Genomic DNA, 18,959 nt, shown 5'->3' with positions numbered 1-18,959 from the left:
CCGGCATTAGTTTTAACAGGAAGAACAACACCAATGGGTGGTTTATAGATTAGCAGGTACATCATTTAAAATGACATTTACTAAAAACAATTTCCCAGAAGTAACATCCAGGCATTCCCACTTTTTTACTTTGTTCATCAAAGGATTTGGTTGGCTGATGTCTGTATTTGTACCCATTGCTATGATAGGATCAACGGTAATCGTTTTCAATTCAAGGCATATTTCAATTGGTTTAAAAATAGGAATGCTTGTACTGTCCTTACTGCTGGTGTGGTTTTTTGGATGGCTGATGATAACAATGCGAAAAAAAACGAAAAGTAATGCCACCAAAATAACGATAGATAAAAATGGCATTAATTATTACAGCGACATAAAACTGATTAGAACATTAAATTACAATGATCTGAAAATTCGCCCGCAGAATGAAAAATACGATGTATTTTTGAGCGATCTCGGAGAGGGCAGTCCCTTCCTGCTGAACTTTTATGTTTTGGACTCTGAATCTGGCAAACTATTGAGAAAACACCCTGATTTTGATTCGGACGTTGCTATCACCAACAGTAACCAGCTTACCCGACATTTCGTAACAGGTATATTATACTTTAGACCCGATTTAAAAATTGAACCTGGTGTATTAAATTTGTACAAATTGGAAGGGGTTAAATTAACATAAAACACCAATAATGAGAGCCATAAGCTGTAGAAACATTTCGAATTGTACCTACCTACAGAAGAACAGCTGATTGCTAAAATTAATAAGAAACCAGTACATTTGCTACATGAGAATGACCGTAATGTTATAATATAATTTTTCAAGTCTTAAGAGCACTGTCCCGAAGGGGCATAAATTCTTTATTGTCTAAAATTTTATATAAACATTATGCACAACATCTTAAATCCTCAACAAATACAATCTTTTATTGCAGACGGCTTTGTCTGCATTGACAATGCTTTTCCTGCTGATCTTGCAACCGAAGCAAGAAATATCCTTTGGAAAGACATCCCTTTTAAACAGGACGACAGTACTACATGGACAAAACCTGTGGTCTGGCTGGGCATGTATACCCAGGACCCTTTTATCAAAGCCGCCAATACCGATATTCTTCATGCCGCTTTTGATCAGCTGACTGGTAAAGGCAGATGGCTTCCCTGCATGAGTATGGGTGCTTTCCCTGTTCGCTTCCCCTCGGCCATTGATTCTGGTGATACGGGTTGGCATGTTGATGCAGGTTTTGCCGGCGATGATCCCAATGATTTTTTCGCAGCACGCATCAATATTCACTCAAAAGGCCGCGGCTTGCTGATGCTGTTCCTGTTTTCTGATGTTGATGAACCGGATGCGCCAACACGAATCCTGAAGGGCTCGCATCTGGACGTGGCCAGGCTGCTGGAACCTGAAGCTGAGGCCGGGCTGTCTTTTATGGAACTGGCGGCCAGGTTACCTGAATTGCCCCGAAGAGAAGAAGCTCTGGCTGTTGGGAAGGCAGGCACAGTATATCTCTGTCATCCTTTTTTAGTTCATGCAGCACAAAGGCATCGTGGTACGGTGCCTAAGTTTATGGCACAACCCCCATTGCTGCTCCGGAATGGTTTTGACATCAGGAGCGAAGGGCACTGCAGCCCGGTTGAAGAAGCAATAAGGAGAGCGCTAGACTATTAATTACCCTGGAGCCCCCGGCAACATCTTTTGCCGGGGGCTTTTTAGGTCTTCGCCTCCCGTTATCTTAAATTACTTCCTGGTGTGATACAAATACACGCCGTAGTCTGTGGGGACTCCCTTTTGATGAAACATCACCATTTTTCAAAAAGAAAAAAGAAGACGCAATTGCATTTCTAAAAAAGCATCCACTGCCAAAACGTATTTTAGACAGATAAACTACCTCAGTGCTTCCATCCGCTGATGGTTTTCTCTTTTTACCAGTAAAACAGATTCATGGTTTATGATCAGGTAGCCCATTTCATTTGTAATCAGAAAAACATATAGCGCGGTAAATTATTTTAGAAAATCTGCAATACTGATCATTCATTGAGTCTGTGCATATTCGGGATGCGTTTTACTTAGAGGGCGCGTTGAAGACGCGTTGATAAGGGGTTGGTTAGGCCTTGATATGGCCACAAGCCTTACCAAGGGCTAGGAAATGCATATTCAAGGAGCTGTCACTCTCGAACGCATCCCGAACGCAGTACAAACACAGCTAACAGGCTTAAAGTATTTGGGAGGTTTGGTGCATTAAAAATGTAGTACCTGCAGCTATGATCAAATAGAGGCCAGCGTTTTTATCCTGTCTGTCAGTAATTCTAAAACCGGCCGCCTGCCGATCAGGTTAAAACTCCAGATGTCATCTGTAATAAAAACAAAGTGATCATCAAAACTGTAAATAAAGTCGCCTCCCTCCATTCCAATGATCCAGTCTTCCTTTTTCAGATCAGGATAACTACGCAGAACCTGCCAGCAATATTCCCTGATTTCTTCTTCCGTAAAATTATCCAGCATAGGTAATATGCTGCTTTCTTTACTCAGTCCATAGGTTAGCAGCATTTCATCGATCTTACTTTTCACCTTACGAAATTAGAAATTTTGAAGTTACTTCTTGCTTATTTTATATAACTTCCCGCTATCAGTACCTGCGTAAAGGTTGCCGTCTTTACCAATGGCCATGCAGCGCCAGCGTTCCTGCCTGTTTTCCAGCAAACGCTCCTCGCCTACCACTTTATTGTTTCTGATAACCAAACGGGCAATATGCACACCACCCAGGCCGCCTACTAAAATGTTATTTTTCCATTCAGCCATGTTGCCCGTGTAAAATATCATACAACCCGGTGAAATGCTGGGATCCCAATAATAAACCGGCTGTATGGTGCCCTCTTTTTGCTGTATACCTTCATATACTTTTTCTCCGGTATACTCGATACCATAAGTTACCACAGGCCAGCCGTAGTTACCTCCGGCCCGGATCAGGTTAAGCTCATCGCCACCACGCGGGCCGAACTCAGCTTCCCACAGCTCTCCTGTAGCAGGATGAATGGCCAAACCATCAGGGTTACGGATACCCAAAGCATATATCTCTGGCTTAGCATTTGCTTTGCCGATGAATGGATTACCCGCTACCGGCTTGCCATTTTTGGTAATATGGATGATCTTGCCCGTTGTAGTGTTCAGATCCTGTGCTTTTTGACGAATGTCTTTCGCGCTACGGTCGCCCGAACTAACAAAAATATTTCCCTTTTTATCAAACACCAATCGCGAACCATACTGGCCGCCGCCTTTATGGCGGGGCACGGCTTCAAATATCACGCTTACCTGCTCTAACTTGGTCTCATCGGCAGATAGCCTGCCTTTGGCAACAGCCAGTGCGGCACCGTTTTCGCCCGGCTGGGCGTAGGTCCAATAAACCATGCGGTTCTTTTTAAAATTGGGGTCAATGTTCACATCCAGCAAACCACCCTGCCCCTGAAAATGTACTTTAGGGAAGCCGGTAATCGTTTTCACGATCTTACCCGTGGTGGTCAATATTTGCATGGTGCCCGGCTTACCACTGATAAGTAAACGTCCATCAGGCAATACGCAAATACCCCAGGGGCCTTTCAGGTTAGTGTTGATTACCTCGTCTTTATACGCAGTTTTGGTTTTAACGCTACCTATACGGGTTTGGCCCTTAAAAGCGGGTTTGTAGTCGGTATTGGCCTTGCTGGTCTCTACAGGGGCGCCAGTCTGAGCCATGCCGGAAATGGTAATTGATGTTAGCACAATGCCCAATGCCAGTGGTTTATAAAGTTTTAATAACATAAAATGGTTCGTTTTTCTTTTTTAGTCTTTTTTTAAGCTGTTAAGATATTTTATACTCTCTGGCACTTGTGTAAGGGATGAACTGCTTTCATCCTCAATATAATAATGTTTCACGCCGGCTTTGCGTGCTGCTTTTATCACTGCCGGAATATCAATTTGGCCGGTGCCTAAAATCACATCGTTATCCTTTGGGGTAGTACCCGAAAGGCTGCCACGTTCAACACCTTTCTTTAAATCTTTCATGTGCAGGGCCTTATAACGATTACCGTATTTAGCCAGCAATTGCGCCGGGTCCTGCCCTGGCAAAAATGCCCACAGGATATCCAGTTCCATGCTTACATATTTAGGCTCTGTATTTTTCAGCAGGTAGTCGTACAGCGTGCCATCCTGGTAAGGTTGGAATTCGAAACCATGATTGTGATAGATGAAAGTCAGGCCATAATTGTCTTTCAGCAGCTTACCATACTTGTTAAAATCGGCAACTGCCTGTTTGGCAATATCTAAAGTAAATGCGCCTTTGTGGGGAATACTGGCTACCCTAACAAAGGCTGCGCCTAACGTTACGGCCGTTTTTCCTACTTCATCTGTCTTATTTACCAGGTCTTCATAGCTTACTCCGTAGGATGAACATTTGATGCCTCTTGCATCGCACATTTTGCGCAAGTCCTGAGGGCTTTGTTTAAACAGGTTCGAAAATTCGACATCGGTTATCCCGTTGTCTTTTATCATATCCAGCGTGCCGGGCACATCTTTGGCAAACTGGTTACGATAGGTGTACGACACGATACCCGGAGCTTCCGGAAATAGCTTTTTTTGGGCTACAGCCTGGCCGCTAACCAGGGCTCCTATTAAACCCAGGCTTAGCAGGGCTTTTTTTAATTGATAGATCATATTTGAAATTGTTATTTAAACAGGCAGTTCATTAAATTTTCGGTTCCCATCCCGGTTCGTAGCTCCGCTTCCATAGCTTTTGCGCCTCGGGATCGTTAAGAATATGACCGTTTTTCGGATCGAGATGAAGTTCCCGGCCTACACGCCAGGCAATATTGCTTAACTGCATCCCGATAATGCTTTTATGTCCAATCTCCACATCGCAATTTGGTTTGCGGTTACTGCGTATCGCGTCCAGGAAATCGGCTACGTGCATGCTATCCAAACTCAGGCTTACACTGGCAGTATTGCGCCCCTGTACAGCTTCTTCTTTGGTTTTCGGGCCAACGTCTTTCAGCAGTTTGCCTTTCAGATCAAACACTTTATAAGCATCGGTACCGGTGCTCAGGCTTCCGTTCTCACCGTAAAAAATAATCCCGCGCTCATCACCTTCGATTCTTCGGCCGTTCGCACTGCTGCTTTCCCACATGATCATTTTCCTGTCTGGATATTCCAGCGTAACGACCTGCGTATCCGGCGTTTCCCAATCGTCTTTATAGGCATAACGTCCGCCCGATGAAGTTACTTTTACTGGATAATCCACACCTAAGCCCCAGCGGGCTATATCAACCTCGTGTGTACCATTGTTCAGCGCCTCACCGGTTCCCCAATGCCAAAACCAGTGCCAGTTGTAATGGATCAGGCCATCCTGGTAAGCCAGACGTGGCGCAGGGCCTTGCCACAGGTCGTAATTTAATGCTTCGGGCGCGGTGCCGGGTTTCAGGACAGTAGGCTTACGATCGTTAGTATACCAGGTTTTGGCGTAGTAAACCCGGCCAATAATTCCTTCATGCAACCTTTGTATACCCTCGGTCAATATCGGGGCCGAACGACGCTGCGCGCCCATTTGCACTACCCGGTTATATTTACGTGCAGCGATAATAGCCATTTCGCCCTCGTGCGGGTTATGGCTTAAAGGCTTCTCTACATATACATGTTTTCCGGATTGACAGCCCATAATTGTAAGGGGCGTATGCCAATGATCGGGCGTGGCAATGTAGATGGCGTCAATATTTTTATCCTGCATCACCTTGCGGCAGTCGCCTTCGGTTTTAGGGACGTTTACCTGACGGTTATCTGCTACAGCTTTTAGTGCTTTGGCAAAAACGCGGGTATCAACATCGCAAAGTGTAAGTATCTCAGCATTCTTTTGCCGGGCAAAAGTGCTTGCCATGCTGGTGCCGCGACCATTTAAACCGATGATGGCAACATGGATGCGTTCGTTGGCACCTATAATATTACGGTAGCTTTTTGCGCTCATGCCAAACAAGCTGTTGCCTGCCATAACTCCTGCCGACGCAACAGCCACTTTTTTAATAAAATCTCTTCGTTTTTCCATAATGTGGTTAAATTGGGGTTGAAAGTTAAAATCCATCATTTTGCGGATATTTATCGCCGGTAATGATCCTATCTATTTGATTTTGAGGTATCGGCCGTAGTATATGTTTCTCTTTGATGTTTAGGCCTGCATCAGGGTTGTAAAGTTTAACACGTTCTATGAGTTTATTTGTTCTAACCAGGTCCAGCCATCGGGTTTGTTCCCCCGCAAGTTCACGCGATCGCTCATCAAGAATAAAATCCAGTGTTACCTGAGCAGGCAGAATACTCATGGCAGCCACGTTTCCGTTAGGAAAAGCGGCCCTCTCCCGCACAGCGTTTATGTATTTTGCGGCGTTAAGGTTATCGCTCAGATTAAATGCCGCTTCTGCAGCCAGCAGATAGGTTTCTGCAAGCCGGTAAGCGATGATGGGACGTATGGACGGGTCATTGATGCCTACTCTTTTGGTATCCTGATATTTGAGCATCGTAGGGAACAATTGCAGGGTATAGTTCCGTGGAGGAACCAGTAAGTAACGGCTTGAGCTGATTTTGGCATCACTTACATTAACCCCAGGCATATAAATCGCCGTATCGCCCAATGCATATTTAGGTACGCCGTTTACCTTCGGTATCTTATCTGCAGAATTAGACAGCCAAACAGATTGAAACGTTTTAAAGTATCGCGTGTCGTTGGTCTTATCTGCAAAACAGATATCATTCATCCACCTGGTAAGTTGAACACGCGCAAACGGGCGGCCATAGGCCATTGAGCGGACCAGGCCTGGAAAATTCTCATAGCCCATAACATAGTGGAAATTCAACTCGTTGCTGTTGTTATTATAGGTTAGGTTAGAGGTGTGCTGTACGCTCCAGAGCACTTCCTTGCTGGCTTCATTACCTTCAGCAAACACTGAAGCAAAATCGGGGAGCAGCCCCAAACCTAAACTGCCGCTGGCGTCAATAAGGCCTTTGGCCGTATTGTAGGCATTTTGAAAATCGTCGGGCAGTTTAGCCGAAGAATAAGCCCTGGTCAGGTATACTTTAGCCAGCAAATGGTTTGCTGCTGCAGCGGTTGCTTTGCCGGGTAAAACGCCGTTTTGTACCGGACTTGCAGGTAGGTCGGAAATAGCATCCTTCAGATCTTTAACAATAAAATTATATACATCCGCAATCGGTGCCCGGCCTGCGCTTGTGCTTGGTTCGCTGATAAAGTGTTCGTTGAGTGTAACCGGCCCCCAGAAACGTACCAGAATAAAGTAGAAGTTGGCCCGCAGAAACTTAGCTTCTGCAACGGCCCGTTTCACTGTAGCGGCATCCAGACCTTTCACTGTTGATCCGTTGTCGATAACGCCGTTGCAATTATTGATAAAAGTATAACATGTGTTCCAAACATTTGTTACCCAGCTGCTGCTGGCATCAAAACTGGTAGAATAAATATTAAAATCAATGTTACCGCCACCGCCAGACTTAAATTCATCAGTTCCGGGTACGGTCATTGTCATAAAATTTTCGTTGCCCCAGATGTTGCGATTGCCGGCGTAAGCCGCGTCGAGACCTGATCGGAATCCCTGAGCTGTGCTAAAGTATTGCGGGGTGAGTGAAGAATGTGGCTCTTCTATTAATTGCTTTTTGCAACTCATGCTCACCAACATCATGATGGAAACTGCAATATGTTTATTTATGATAGATTTCATACTGTTAAAAATTAAAATGAAACATTCAATCCAAATAGAACCGACTTGTTCGGCGGCGTATCCAGGCCAAGTGTGCCAGCCGATTCGGGGTCAGCGCCAGGGAACCGGTCATGTAATGGCGAGAAAAGAATTATTGCATCATTAAGGCTGGCATAGAACCGCAGGGATTTTGCCGTTATTTTATTGCTGATCTGTTGTGGAAGGGTGTAACCTAAGCTGATTGTGCGGATTTTGAGATAGGTAGCGTTATAATAGCCCAGCAAATCGCCATAGGTTGGTGTGTTGGAGCCAAAAATGGGTTTCGGATAGGTGTTTTCCTGATTGAACGGTGTCCAGTAGTTAACATTTAAATTGTTCGACTTGCCGGTCATCGCATTGACGTTGCTGCCTGGCTGGAGCCAGTAAGCTATTTGCGTACCGCCTACACGGTAAGTACCAACTACAGTCAGATCAAGTCCACGGTAGCTGAACCTGTTGGTAAACCCGCCTAAAAACTTTGGCTGGCGGTTACCTACAATGGTGCGGTCATTTGAATTGATCACCCCGTCGCCATTAAAGTCAGCAACTTTTATAGTTCCGATTACCGAACCTACTCCGGTCATTGTTAGGTTATACTTTTTGGCGAGCGCTGAATCTGCCGCAGTATTTTGCCATATACCCAACCGCACGTAGTTGTAAAGCGAGTTGATCGGAGCACCTACGAAACGGTTATTGCCAATATCCTTTGTTACGCCATTTTGCAGTGCCAGGATCTTATTACGGTTAAAGGTGATGTTAAAATTGGTTGTCCAACCGAAATCTTTCCTATCGGTTGCCCTAATGTTAACTGAGTTAACATTAATTTCGAGCCCACGATTTTCGGTTTTTCCGACATTGGCCAAAAACTGCGAAGTATAGCCTGTGGTAATCGGTAAATTCTGGGGCAGGATCAGATCACTTGTGCGTTGCCGGTAAACATCTACGTTACCGGAAATCCGGTTATTCAACAGCCCGAAATCCAAACCCAGATTAAGGGTTGCGGTGTATTCCCAGCCAAGCTTTGGATTGGGTACATTATTGGGATAAGTGCCGGTTACATTGGTACCTCCGTAATTGTAATTGATAGCTGCCAGGCCTCCGAGTGTTTGATAAGGGTTTACCGCGGCATTGCCTACGATTCCATAGCCGGCCCTTAATTTCAGACTGGATATCTGCCGGATACTTTTCATGAATTTTTCTTCTGTGATGTTCCAGCCAATAGCTGCTGAAGGAAACAAATGATATTTATTTCCGGGAGCCAGTGTTGAAGATCCGTCAGACCGCATGGTCAGCGTAGCCAGATACCGGCTCTTGAAGTCATAATTGAGGCGGCCCATAAAAGAGACAATAGTAAATTTGGCATAATTGCCCGAACCATTGAGGTTTGCCCCTAACGAAGGATTGAAATATTGAATATAATCAGCTAAAATATTGTTGTAACCGAAACTCGTTGATGCTTTGTAATCGTTCTGATAACTAAATAGCCCCGTTGCTGTTAAGTGATGCTTTTCTGCAAAAGTATTTTCGTATACCAAAAGGTTTTCCAGGGTGTAGTCGTAGAAATCGTAATTGTTGTTTTTTGCCGTAGAAGGCCCGCTTAAATTCTGGTAGGTTGCGCTTCCATAAAATTCACCATAAGTTTCGGGCGTAAGCTCCAGACCACCATTGAAACGGTACCGTAAATGGGGCGTTAACTGTGCTTCGACATAAGCGGTGGTAAAAGTATGGTACCTGGAACGTTTCTGGACAACCGAGCCCGGCACGAGATTAGCAAGGGGATTGTAGATTAACGAACCACCGCCCGGAAATGGAATTAGGTTGCCATCGGCATCGTAAGGAACGGTAAGCGGACTGGAGGTCAGCGCTTGTCCTACCGGATTGATGCTCTCTCCGTTGATCTTGCTGATCGTATTCAGTGAACTTATTCCGACTTTAAATATTTTACCCAACTGCTGGTCTACACTCACCTTAAATGTATAACGTTGAAATGACTGTCCCGGAAAAACGCCGGTCTCGTCAAAAAAACCGGTAGAGATGGCGTATTTGGTCGTTTCTGTACCACCGGAAACACCGAGTTGATGATTGGTTTTCAGGCCATTTTTAAAGATCAGGTCCTGCCAGTCTGTAGCAGTTCCGTTTTTCATTCCGGCCAGTTCAGCAGGCAGAAAAGTAACGCCATCTGTGTAGAACCTGGGATCATCAATACCGCTGTAAGGGTGGGCCGCACCAATTGTATTCGGATTGTTTGCGTTATAAACCCCCCATTTTTTGTAGGTCTCATAGGTTTTCGGATCCATAACGTCATAATGGCCCAATGCTTTTACCTGGCCTGCATATCCGCTGTAGGTGATGGACGGAGCACCCGTTTTACCTCTCCTGGTATTGATCAATATCACACCGTTTGCGCCCCTTGAACCGTAAATGGCGGTGGCAGAGGCATCTTTCAATATTTGTACTGAAACGACATCGTCCTGGTTGAGGTCGTTGATGTAGGTGCCGTTAAAAGGTATACCATCTACTACATATAAGACATCATTTGTTGCACCGTCAGCTAAAGAACGCTGGCCCCTGATCGCGATGGCCGGTTTTGCACCGGGGTGGCTATTACCGCCTGCTTTTTGGATGTCAAGGCCAGGTGCCTGGCTTTGAAGAGCGCTAATTAAATTGCTCACAGGCACACTTTTCAATGCCTCTTCATTTACGGAGGCGATTGAGCCCGTCACATCGGCCTTTTTCTGGGAGCCATACCCCACTACCATCACCTCATTCATTGCAGACACCTTTTCCTTTAACGTCACATCTATTTGAGTTCGGTTGTTAACGGTTACTTCCAAAGTTTCATACCCTACGGCCGAGAAAATGAGGGTTTGGTTGCCGTCTGGTAACTTTAAAGTATACCCACCACTGGAATCACTGTTGGTACCGATGGTGGTACCCTTAACCCTTACAGTAATTTGGGGGAGGGTTTCGCCTTTGGAATCCCTGATGGTACCTTTTACCACAATTCTGCCGAGCGCTGTATAAACTACAGGAGGCTTTCTTTTAATAACAACTGTTTTCTCATAAATGGTATAGGTAAGCGGTTGGTCAGCAAAACATTTATCGAGAAAATCTTTCAGTTCTGCTTTTTTCACTGAAATACTTACCGGGTTGCTTTCGCTAATCATAGCAGAGTTGTACAGAAAAGAATAGCCGGTTTGTTTATGAAGTAATTCAAAAATTCGGGATAAGGAGGTATTGTTCGCAGATATGCTTACCTGCTGGGCATAACTTGCCGCGTTAACCTGCAAAATAGCTACCAGTAAAAATGGAATCGTAAGTTTCACTATCAGACCAATTTTTGATAACATACAGGATTCAGTCCTGCATGAAAATGCGTGGAAAAATTTATACATTTGGTTAATGGGTTAATTTATAATTGATCGTTTGAAGGATTATTTAAGTTGCTCAAAGCCTGATTGGCTAAAAACCGGAAGCGTTGACGCGCCGCCGGTTTTTTTATTTCAGCAAACCTTGTCTGGAAGTTGTAGAACTACGGCATAACGGTTATCCTCCTTCCATCGATTTTAAAATGAATGGTACCCGTTAATTCAAGTGTGGTTAACAGTTGCGAAATGTCCTTAAACCTTGGAACCTTACCACCGAAGTTCTGACGTTTCAGATTGCCTTTATAAGTAACATCTACATCATACCAGCGCGCTACCTTGCGCATAATGGTTTCGATATTCTCGTCATCAAATTTGAAAAAACCATTTTTCCAGGCTATTACATTTTCTGTATTTACTGCGCGTACCCGAAAATTTGAAGCGCCGTTGTTTAAAACGCCCTGCTGGTTAGGTATGAGCATAGTGCTGCTGCCATCTTTTGTTAGCTTTACCGAGCCCTCGAGCAAGGTTGTTTCGATAACATTTTCATCATTATAAGCCATTACATTAAAATGAGTGCCTAAAACCTCTACTTTCATGCCGTTGAGCACTACGCTAAAAGGCTTCTCTTTGTTCTTTGCAACCTCAAAATAAGCCTCGCCAGTTAACTCCACTTTCCGTTCTTTGCCCCTGAAGCTGGTAGGATACTTTAATGATGAGCCGGCATTCATCCATACTTCTGTGCCATCGGCCAGCGTAAGCTGATATTGACCGCCCCGGGGTGTTTCTATAGTATTATAAACAACAGCATTTTTATCTGGCCTATCTGTATGGGTTCCATAGGCCAGTTTGCCATCAGCAGTTTTGCTTAATATTGAGGCCCCCTGCCTGGATATAATTCCCGTGGCCGCATCGTCAAGATCTAATTTTTCACCATTGGCAAGCGTTAAAATGGCCCGGTTCCGGCCGGGTGCAATAATTGTTTTGATGGACTCAGACTGCGCAATTTTATGCTGATTTTTTTGCTGATCTTTTCTGCTTTGCCAAAACAATGTACCGGCGGCAAGGAAAATAAGTACAGATGCCGCTGCAAACCAATACTTAAAGTTACTGCGGCGTTTTTCCCCTTCGGCCGATATTTGTGACCGTAGTTTTTCAAGGATCTGCTGCCGGACTTCGTCGGAACTGCCCATTTCTGCCGACCATTCTTTAACAGTAAGCTCGAAATCATCCTGGTAGTTTTCCAGCTGCGCCAATTCTTCAGCGCTGCAATATCCCGACGCGCATTTCTCGAAAAGTACTATAAATTGCTCTTTGGTCATAAATGGTTTAATACGTTATACGTTAAGCTATAAAAGGCACAACGCCTGGCTATAACGGCTTAGTTAAAAGTATAGAGACATTTTTTAATGCCCAACTCACATACTATTTCATTTTTTTTTACAGATTACGTTAATAGTGTGATTAGCCACGTTCTAATACGCGCTTTAATGGATGGCGTAAACTCACTGCCAGGGGTGTTGCCCGGTATTATAAAAGAGTATAAATTTTAATATTATTTTTTGTTAGATTAGCATTTACCAAATATGCTTGACAGAAACCAACCCGATGATGAACTATGGGAAGCCATAAAATCTGGAAGCGTCAGTGCTTTCGAATTGCTTTTTGACCGGTACTGGCAGGCAGTATATACTACAGCTTTTTCTTTTTTAAATGATGCAGAAGCAGCAGCTGAAATTGCCAATGATACCTTTTTGAATATCTGGAGAAAGAAAGACACGCTGGATATTGGCTCATTCAAAAATTACCTGACCACCAGCGCCCGCTATCATACCTATAAGGTACTGAAGGCGAAGAAAAAGATGCGCCTGGCCTATGTGGAAAATTACGACCAACTCCCGGTTTCCGAAATACTGGTGCAAAATGAGGGTGAAGAAAAAATCAGGTACCTTAACCTGCAGGTAGATATAGAGAATGCTTTACTTGACCTGCCTAAACGTTGCCGCGAAATTTTCCTTTTAAGCAGGATAGCGAACCTTACGAATGTTGAGATAGCTGAAAGACTCTCTATATCTAAACGAACAGTAGAAAACCAAATATGTATTGCTCAAAAATATCTGCAGCATAACATCAAAAACATTGCACTTACGTTGCTGATAGTTGGTATTTTAAAATAGTTGTCTGGGTTATTTCCAGTAAATGTGCCATCCCCTAAATTATATCTTTAGTTATATTTTAACGCAACCACTCCGTTATCAAAGACATAACTGAGTTCCTTGACCGTCGGCAGGTAGAATTTATGCCAGACTGGGGCTACCGATTCTGTCGCATTGCAAGAAGCTCGAAAAATATTTCTACCTTGCCTTTTAGTAAACTTCTATTTTTAGAACGAATGGTCAACGTTAATCAAACTGATGAGCAGGCTTTATTGCTGCAACTGAAGAATGGAGACCAGCGTGCATTTGAAATACTTTACAATAATTATAAATTTCGGATAGCCGGAAACTTGTTTAAGCTCCTCAAATCTGAGGACCAGGTCAAAGAAATTCTGCAAGAGCTTTTTTTTAAAATATGGGAAGTGCGAACTCAGATTGATCCTGAAAAATCTTTTAAATCTTATCTTTTTCGCATCGCTGAGAACATGGTGCATGATTATTTTAGGAAAGTAGCAAAAGACAAGCGTTTATTGGCCAAAGTCGTGGCATCCAGTTCGGAAATATACCTGCACATTGAAGAAGACATGCTGAGTAAAGAGGAGGCTCAAAAATTACAACATGCCATAAACCTCATGCCTCCGCAGCGTAAAATGGTATTCACACTCTGCAAATTAGAAGGTAAATCTTATAAGGAAGTAGAGGAGATTATGGGAATCAATGCAAAAACTATCAGTAGCCATATGCTGCAAGCCAATAGATTTCTCAGAGCTTATTTTAAAGATTCAGCTACACTTGCAATTTCCCTGGTTTTAAGTGTTTTATTCAAAAATCTTTGACGCTTATCATTGTTTTTAGAAATTAATTGTTATTTTTTTGTTAATCGACTAAGGATATTTTTGCCCGGCTCCGTATTAGCTGTAAAAACTGACCCTTGAGACCATCTGATCAACTCCATATACTCTTCAAAAAATACCTGGACAACAGCTGTAGCCTGGAAGAAACGCAGCGCCTGATGAATTATTTTGAGCTTGATGAAGATCGGGAGCTCTTGAAAGAACTCATCATCGACGTATTAGAAATTCAGGACGAAAGCTATGAAACTGATGCGGCAGTTGCAGGCGTTCTGGCAAAAGTTGACCGTGACCTGTTTGTTCAAATCCATACTACATATACTACAGCTGGAGACGCACCTACAAATACGAATAAAACGGTTAAACTCTGGTTAAAAGTAGCCACCGTTGCAGCCGTCCTGGCTGCGGTATGCACCGGCATTTATTTCTTCAATCAAAAATCAGAAGAGCTTCCGGCTGTTGCCAACGTGCTGGAAAAAGAGATAGAGCCCGGTGAATTTGGTGCAACACTTATTCTGGCGAATGGCAGAAAGATCAGTTTAGCTAATGCGTCGAATGGAGAAATTGGAAGGGAATCAGGGATCATAATTTCTAAATCCGCTGATGGCAGACTGGTTTATGAAATAAATGAAAAAGTTTTTGATCCTAATGCTTCCAACACCTTGTCAACCGCCAGGGGAGAAACTTATCAGGTCCGTTTGCCTGATGGCTCACTGGTTTACCTGAACGCAGCTTCAAGCCTCACTTATACCGCCTCCCTGATCGAAAATGAAAAACGTGTGGTGAAGCTTAGTGGTGAAGGCTATTTTGAAGTAGCTAAGGATAAGAAACATCCTTTTATTGTAAAGACAAATAAGCAGGAGGTTGAAGTATTGGGAACACATTTCAATATAAGCAGCTATGCTGACGATGAAGTAGAAAAAACAACCTTGCTGGAAGGAAATGTAAGATTGTATGCAGCAGGGAGTTCAAAAATATTAAAACCAGGGCAACAGGCCAAGCTATCGGAGGGTAAAATGCAAATCAATGAAACGGATACGGACCTGGCTGTTGCCTGGAAAAACAATGAATTTGTAGTTGAAAGCGAGCAGATTGAATCCATAATGAAAATGATTGAGCGCTGGTACAATGTCGAGATCGTTTACATTGGCGAAAAAACCAAACAGCGTTTTAGCGGCAAGGTGTCAAGGTTTGATAAATTGTCAAAAGTACTTGAAATCGTAGAATCAACAGGGGAAGCTCATTTCGAGGTCAAGGGACGAACCGTATATGTGTCAAAATAAGAGCTACCCAATCAATTAACTAAATGCCAACCTTAAACTTAACCAGATGAAAAGAAGATTATACTAAATAAAAGAAGTGTTAAACTAAACCAGGCCCGGACTTGCTATCAGGACCTGGTAAAAGTTTGGCACACTCAATTAAAAATTAATGTGATAACCGCAGCCCTCTTCACGGTCCAACGCAAAAGAGGCTGCTTAACCAAACCGACTACTAATGTATCAAAATTCAAGGAAATTTGGTATGCCTAAATGGCTGTACCTAAAACTATTGCTAATTATGCGCTTAACCATCGTAATTATTATAGCATGCTTTATGCAGGTAAGTGCGTCGAGCCTTGCTCAAAAGGTGACTTTGACTAAGTCGAATGCTTCACTTCGATCTGTCTTTAAGGAACTTAACCGACAGACGGGGTACAATTTCTTTTATGCGGACAATTTGCTGGAAAATTCGCCCCCGGTAGACATCAATGTTAAAGATGCTGAGTTATCGGCTGTGCTTAACCAGATTTTTGCCGGACAAAATCTCAATTTTATTATACGCAACAAAACTGTTGTCATCAAGGCAAGTGAAACGACCAGGCAGGAAGTCATTTCAGGTTTTGTAGGCGATGCTAAAGATCGCAAGCCTATCCCAGGCGTTACTGTGTCGATCAAGGGAACAAAATCTACGGTCCAGACGGATAAAAATGGAAAATTCACCATCAGTATAGCTAGAGGTGCATCATCATTGGAGTTTAGATTTATAGGTTATAAAACCGTTGATGTTCCCATCTCTTCTAATTCGAATTATACCATTTACATGGATGAGGATCAGGTCTCGTTGAATGAGACTGTGATTACGGGGATGGTTGACAGGAAGGTCAGCTCTTACACCGGAGCTGCCAAGACCATGACTGCTGCTGAGCTTAAGGCTGTGAGCCCGGTGAATGTCTTTGCCGGCATTGCTGCTCTTGATCCATCTTTTCGAATGATTCCCAATAATAAAATAGGGGGCAACATTAACGCGCTTCCAGAAGTTACCATGCGTGGGCAGACCTCCTATCCAACCCTTGGCGCGGAACTAGCTGGAAACCCCAATACACCATTGTTCATTCTTGATGGATTTCAAGTTTCACTACAGGCAATCGTAGACTTAGATATGAATCAAATTGCTTCGGTAACTTTATTGAAGGATGCTTCCGCTACTGCAATGTATGGTTCCCGCGGGGGGAATGGAGTTATGGTTGTGACCACGATCTTGCCCCCAAGAGGAAAAGTTGAAGTTTCGATAAGTAACAATTTTACTTTATCATCTCCTGACCTGTCTGTTTACAACATGCTCAATTCAGCAGAAAAACTTGATTTTGAAAGACGTGTAGGCTTTGTTGACAGTTATAGAGGTGATTTTATTAATTCGGAACGGTACAAAGCGGTAGTGAGTGGTGTAAACACCGATTGGAAATCTATTCCCGTGCAAACAGGGATCAACAACCGGACCAACGTGTCTTTACGGGGAGGTGACCAGTCGCTAACCTTTAACCTTACCTTCAGTGGAAATCTGCTACAGGGGGTAATGAAGGGGCAGAACAGAAAAAACTATTCCGGAAGTTTTACACTGAGTTACAGAACGAACAAATTGACATTTCAAAATAATACCATAGCAACACAGGTGAATTCCAATGATTCTCCTTACGGCTCATTTAGTCAGTACCTGGATTTGAATCCTTACTGGAAGCCTTACGATGAAAATGGCAATGTTAACAAATACCTGGAAAACATCGACATGGGCTTCGGTGTAGGGAGTTCCGTTGTATTGAATCCGCTGATGGACATTACTTACAATACCATTGACAATAGAAATAAGAATTTTAATTTAAGAAATAATACCACTGTACGTTACGATGCCAATAAATCCTTATGGTTTAATGGCGCCCTGGGGATTACAAAAGTAAACGGAACGATAGACAACTTCTATTCGGCGCTGGACAGTCGATTCAACGGTGTCTCAGATTTAAATGCACGGGGTACCTATTCAATCGAAAACAGTACATCTTTTATCATGGATGGAACGGGGTCTGTAAATTACAACAAGAATTTTGGAATGCATGGTGTTACGGTATATGCAGGCTTCAGGCTCGCAAGCACGCGGTTAAATTCTTATGCCGTATCTACGCAAGGTTTTCCTTTCGATCGCTTAGACAACATCCTGTTTGCTGCACAATACTTAAACACCAAACCTACGGGATCCGAAAGTACAATTAACAATCTTTCTTATACCGGAAGTGCCAACTACTCTTATGACAACCGATATTTTACCGATTTCACCTATACCAGAGACGGTTCTTCGGCTTATGGAGAAAACAATAAATTTGGTAATTTCTGGTCGGCAGGATTAGGGTGGAACATAAATAATGAAGCGTTCCTGAAGGACAGTCAAACCATAAACCTCCTGAGAATACGTGGTAGCTATGGCTCTACCGGTACATCTGTACAAAATCCTTATGCTGCGCAATTTAGGTACAACCTGGGCACAACCACCGGTTATTTTGGCGAAGTGGGTGCTTTCCCTGGTGGACTTGGAAACCCGAATTTGAGCTGGCAGCAAGTGCTGAAGTCGAACCTTGGTATTGCGTCAGCATTTCTGGACAACCGTTTAACTTTCAATGCGGAATTTTATGATGAAGTAACCCAGAATGCCCTGACTACGGTTTCGCTTGCACCAAGTACCGGCTTTCCCTCGTATACCGAAAATTTAGGTAAAATCCAGAACAGGGGATTACAACTGGATTTAGGCTATACCATATTATCTCGACCACGCAAAGGCTTAAAATGGAATGTTTCTGTGAACGCAGCTACCAATAAATCGGTGTTAAAGGAGCTTTCTGATAAACTTAAAGCATTCAACGCTGCGTTAAATACCAATAACTCCAATCAGACAGTTGAAAATGCCCAGTTTATTGAAGGCAGATCAACTACGGCCATTTACGCAGTAAAGTCATTGGGCATTGATCCTATTACGGGCCAGGAGATTTATCTAAAACTAGATGGTACCCCAACCTTTGTATGGGACGTTAATGATAAGACTTATGTTGGTGATACCCGTCCCAGGTGGACAGGTGCTGTAAATTCAAATTTCCTATACGCGGGTTTTGCTTTAAACTTTAGTATCAATTATAACTATGGTGCTGATCTGTACAACAGTACACTGTTAAACCGGGTGGAAGCTGTTGATGCCCGCAACAATGTAGACAGAAGAGCGTACGATCTGGGTTGGACTGGGCCTGGTAGTGTTAGTCAGTATCGACGGATTACTGCTGGTGTGCCAACGCCAACACAACTTACCTCAAGGTTTGTTCAGCGCGATAACAACATTCAGCTCAGCTCAGTTAATTTAAGCTATCAGTTTAAAACCCCATTTGTTAAAAGATTGGGCTTACAGAATCTGACCGTTAGTGCAACAACGAATAACCTGGCCAACTTCAGTACTATTGAAATTGAGCGTGGTACAGACAATCCGTTTGCCAGAGAATATACATTTGGCCTGAGTGCAAGATTTTAAATTCAAAAGATAAATTC

At 43.3% G+C, this 18,959-nt stretch carries 13 protein-coding genes; 6 read left to right on the top strand and 7 right to left on the bottom strand.

Annotated elements, in window-relative coordinates:
- Nucleotides 1-70 precede the first annotated feature (70 nt).
- The gene (locus tag ABIE26_RS15815) at nt 71-673 is read left to right on the top strand and encodes a hypothetical protein (RefSeq protein ID WP_310143487.1); all 603 of its coding nucleotides are present in this window, start codon (nt 71-73) and stop codon (nt 671-673) included.
- Between the two features lie 207 nt (nt 674-880).
- Nucleotides 881-1,660: a phytanoyl-CoA dioxygenase family protein gene (locus ABIE26_RS15810; protein ID WP_310143485.1), complete on the top strand. Its 780-nt coding sequence runs from the start codon at nt 881-883 to the stop codon at nt 1,658-1,660.
- Nucleotides 1,661-2,257: 597 nt separating this feature from the next.
- Here the strand turns inward: ABIE26_RS15810 and ABIE26_RS15805 are convergent.
- The 7 genes from ABIE26_RS15805 to ABIE26_RS15775 form a co-directional block, all read right to left on the bottom strand.
- Nucleotides 2,258-2,560, bottom strand: coding sequence for a hypothetical protein (locus ABIE26_RS15805; RefSeq protein WP_310143483.1), 303 nt, complete (start codon nt 2,558-2,560; stop codon nt 2,258-2,260).
- 24 nt (nt 2,561-2,584) lie between these two features.
- The gene (locus ABIE26_RS15800) at nt 2,585-3,787 is read right to left on the bottom strand and encodes a PQQ-dependent sugar dehydrogenase (RefSeq protein ID WP_310143482.1); all 1,203 of its coding nucleotides are present in this window, start codon (nt 3,785-3,787) and stop codon (nt 2,585-2,587) included.
- Between the two features lie 21 nt (nt 3,788-3,808).
- On the bottom strand, nt 3,809-4,678 hold the full coding sequence (locus ABIE26_RS15795; RefSeq protein ID WP_310143480.1) for a sugar phosphate isomerase/epimerase family protein: 870 nt from the start codon (nt 4,676-4,678) through the stop codon (nt 3,809-3,811).
- 31 nt (nt 4,679-4,709) lie between these two features.
- Complete coding sequence (locus ABIE26_RS15790; protein ID WP_310143477.1) at nt 4,710-6,056, bottom strand: Gfo/Idh/MocA family protein; 1,347 nt, start codon at nt 6,054-6,056, stop codon at nt 4,710-4,712.
- A gap of 25 nt (nt 6,057-6,081) precedes the next feature.
- Entirely contained in the window at nt 6,082-7,731 is a 1,650-nt protein-coding gene (locus tag ABIE26_RS15785; protein ID WP_310143475.1) for a RagB/SusD family nutrient uptake outer membrane protein, read from the bottom strand.
- An 11-nt stretch (nt 7,732-7,742) separates the two neighbouring features.
- Nucleotides 7,743-11,075, bottom strand: a complete 3,333-nt coding sequence (locus ABIE26_RS15780) for a TonB-dependent receptor (RefSeq protein ID WP_310143473.1) — start codon at nt 11,073-11,075, stop codon at nt 7,743-7,745.
- 206 nt (nt 11,076-11,281) lie between these two features.
- A complete protein-coding gene (locus ABIE26_RS15775; protein WP_310143470.1) occupies nt 11,282-12,436 on the bottom strand; it encodes a FecR family protein in 1,155 nt (384 codons plus the stop codon).
- A 264-nt stretch (nt 12,437-12,700) separates the two neighbouring features.
- Between ABIE26_RS15775 and ABIE26_RS15770 the strand changes: the two genes are divergently transcribed.
- From ABIE26_RS15770 to ABIE26_RS15755, 4 genes are all read left to right on the top strand, one after another.
- Nucleotides 12,701-13,291: an RNA polymerase sigma factor gene (locus ABIE26_RS15770; RefSeq protein ID WP_310143467.1), complete on the top strand. Its 591-nt coding sequence runs from the start codon at nt 12,701-12,703 to the stop codon at nt 13,289-13,291.
- A gap of 122 nt (nt 13,292-13,413) precedes the next feature.
- The gene (locus ABIE26_RS15765) at nt 13,414-14,106 is read left to right on the top strand and encodes an RNA polymerase sigma factor (RefSeq protein WP_310143465.1); all 693 of its coding nucleotides are present in this window, start codon (nt 13,414-13,416) and stop codon (nt 14,104-14,106) included.
- 95 nt (nt 14,107-14,201) lie between these two features.
- Nucleotides 14,202-15,404, top strand: a complete 1,203-nt coding sequence (locus ABIE26_RS15760) for a FecR family protein (protein WP_310143463.1) — start codon at nt 14,202-14,204, stop codon at nt 15,402-15,404.
- A 277-nt stretch (nt 15,405-15,681) separates the two neighbouring features.
- A complete protein-coding gene (locus tag ABIE26_RS15755; RefSeq protein WP_310143461.1) occupies nt 15,682-18,942 on the top strand; it encodes a SusC/RagA family TonB-linked outer membrane protein in 3,261 nt (1,086 codons plus the stop codon).
- Nucleotides 18,943-18,959: the final 17 nt, after the last annotated feature.

The sequence above is a fragment of the Pedobacter africanus genome (genome assembly GCF_040548825.1).
Classification (GTDB): domain Bacteria; phylum Bacteroidota; class Bacteroidia; order Sphingobacteriales; family Sphingobacteriaceae; genus Pedobacter; species Pedobacter africanus_A.
The sequence above is the reverse complement of the archived record's forward strand: the minus strand, read 5'-3'. Positions and strand labels throughout refer to the sequence as shown.

Excerpts from the sequence above, each read along its gene's own strand:
- ABIE26_RS15755 (WP_310143461.1), top strand. The coding sequence starts at position 15,682 with ATGCGCTTAACCATCGTAATTATTATAGCATGCTTTATGCAGGTAAGT.
- ABIE26_RS15765 (WP_310143465.1), top strand. The coding sequence starts at position 13,414 with ATGCCAGACTGGGGCTACCGATTCTGTCGCATTGCAAGAAGCTCGAAA.
- ABIE26_RS15790 (WP_310143477.1), bottom strand. The coding sequence starts at position 6,056 with ATGGAAAAACGAAGAGATTTTATTAAAAAAGTGGCTGTTGCGTCGGCA.
- ABIE26_RS15810 (WP_310143485.1), top strand. The coding sequence starts at position 881 with ATGCACAACATCTTAAATCCTCAACAAATACAATCTTTTATTGCAGAC.
- ABIE26_RS15785 (WP_310143475.1), bottom strand. The coding sequence starts at position 7,731 with ATGAAATCTATCATAAATAAACATATTGCAGTTTCCATCATGATGTTG.
- ABIE26_RS15800 (WP_310143482.1), bottom strand. The coding sequence starts at position 3,787 with ATGTTATTAAAACTTTATAAACCACTGGCATTGGGCATTGTGCTAACA.
- ABIE26_RS15775 (WP_310143470.1), bottom strand. The coding sequence starts at position 12,436 with ATGACCAAAGAGCAATTTATAGTACTTTTCGAGAAATGCGCGTCGGGA.
- ABIE26_RS15815 (WP_310143487.1), top strand. The coding sequence starts at position 71 with ATGACATTTACTAAAAACAATTTCCCAGAAGTAACATCCAGGCATTCC.
- ABIE26_RS15795 (WP_310143480.1), bottom strand. The coding sequence starts at position 4,678 with ATGATCTATCAATTAAAAAAAGCCCTGCTAAGCCTGGGTTTAATAGGA.
- ABIE26_RS15770 (WP_310143467.1), top strand. The coding sequence starts at position 12,701 with ATGCTTGACAGAAACCAACCCGATGATGAACTATGGGAAGCCATAAAA.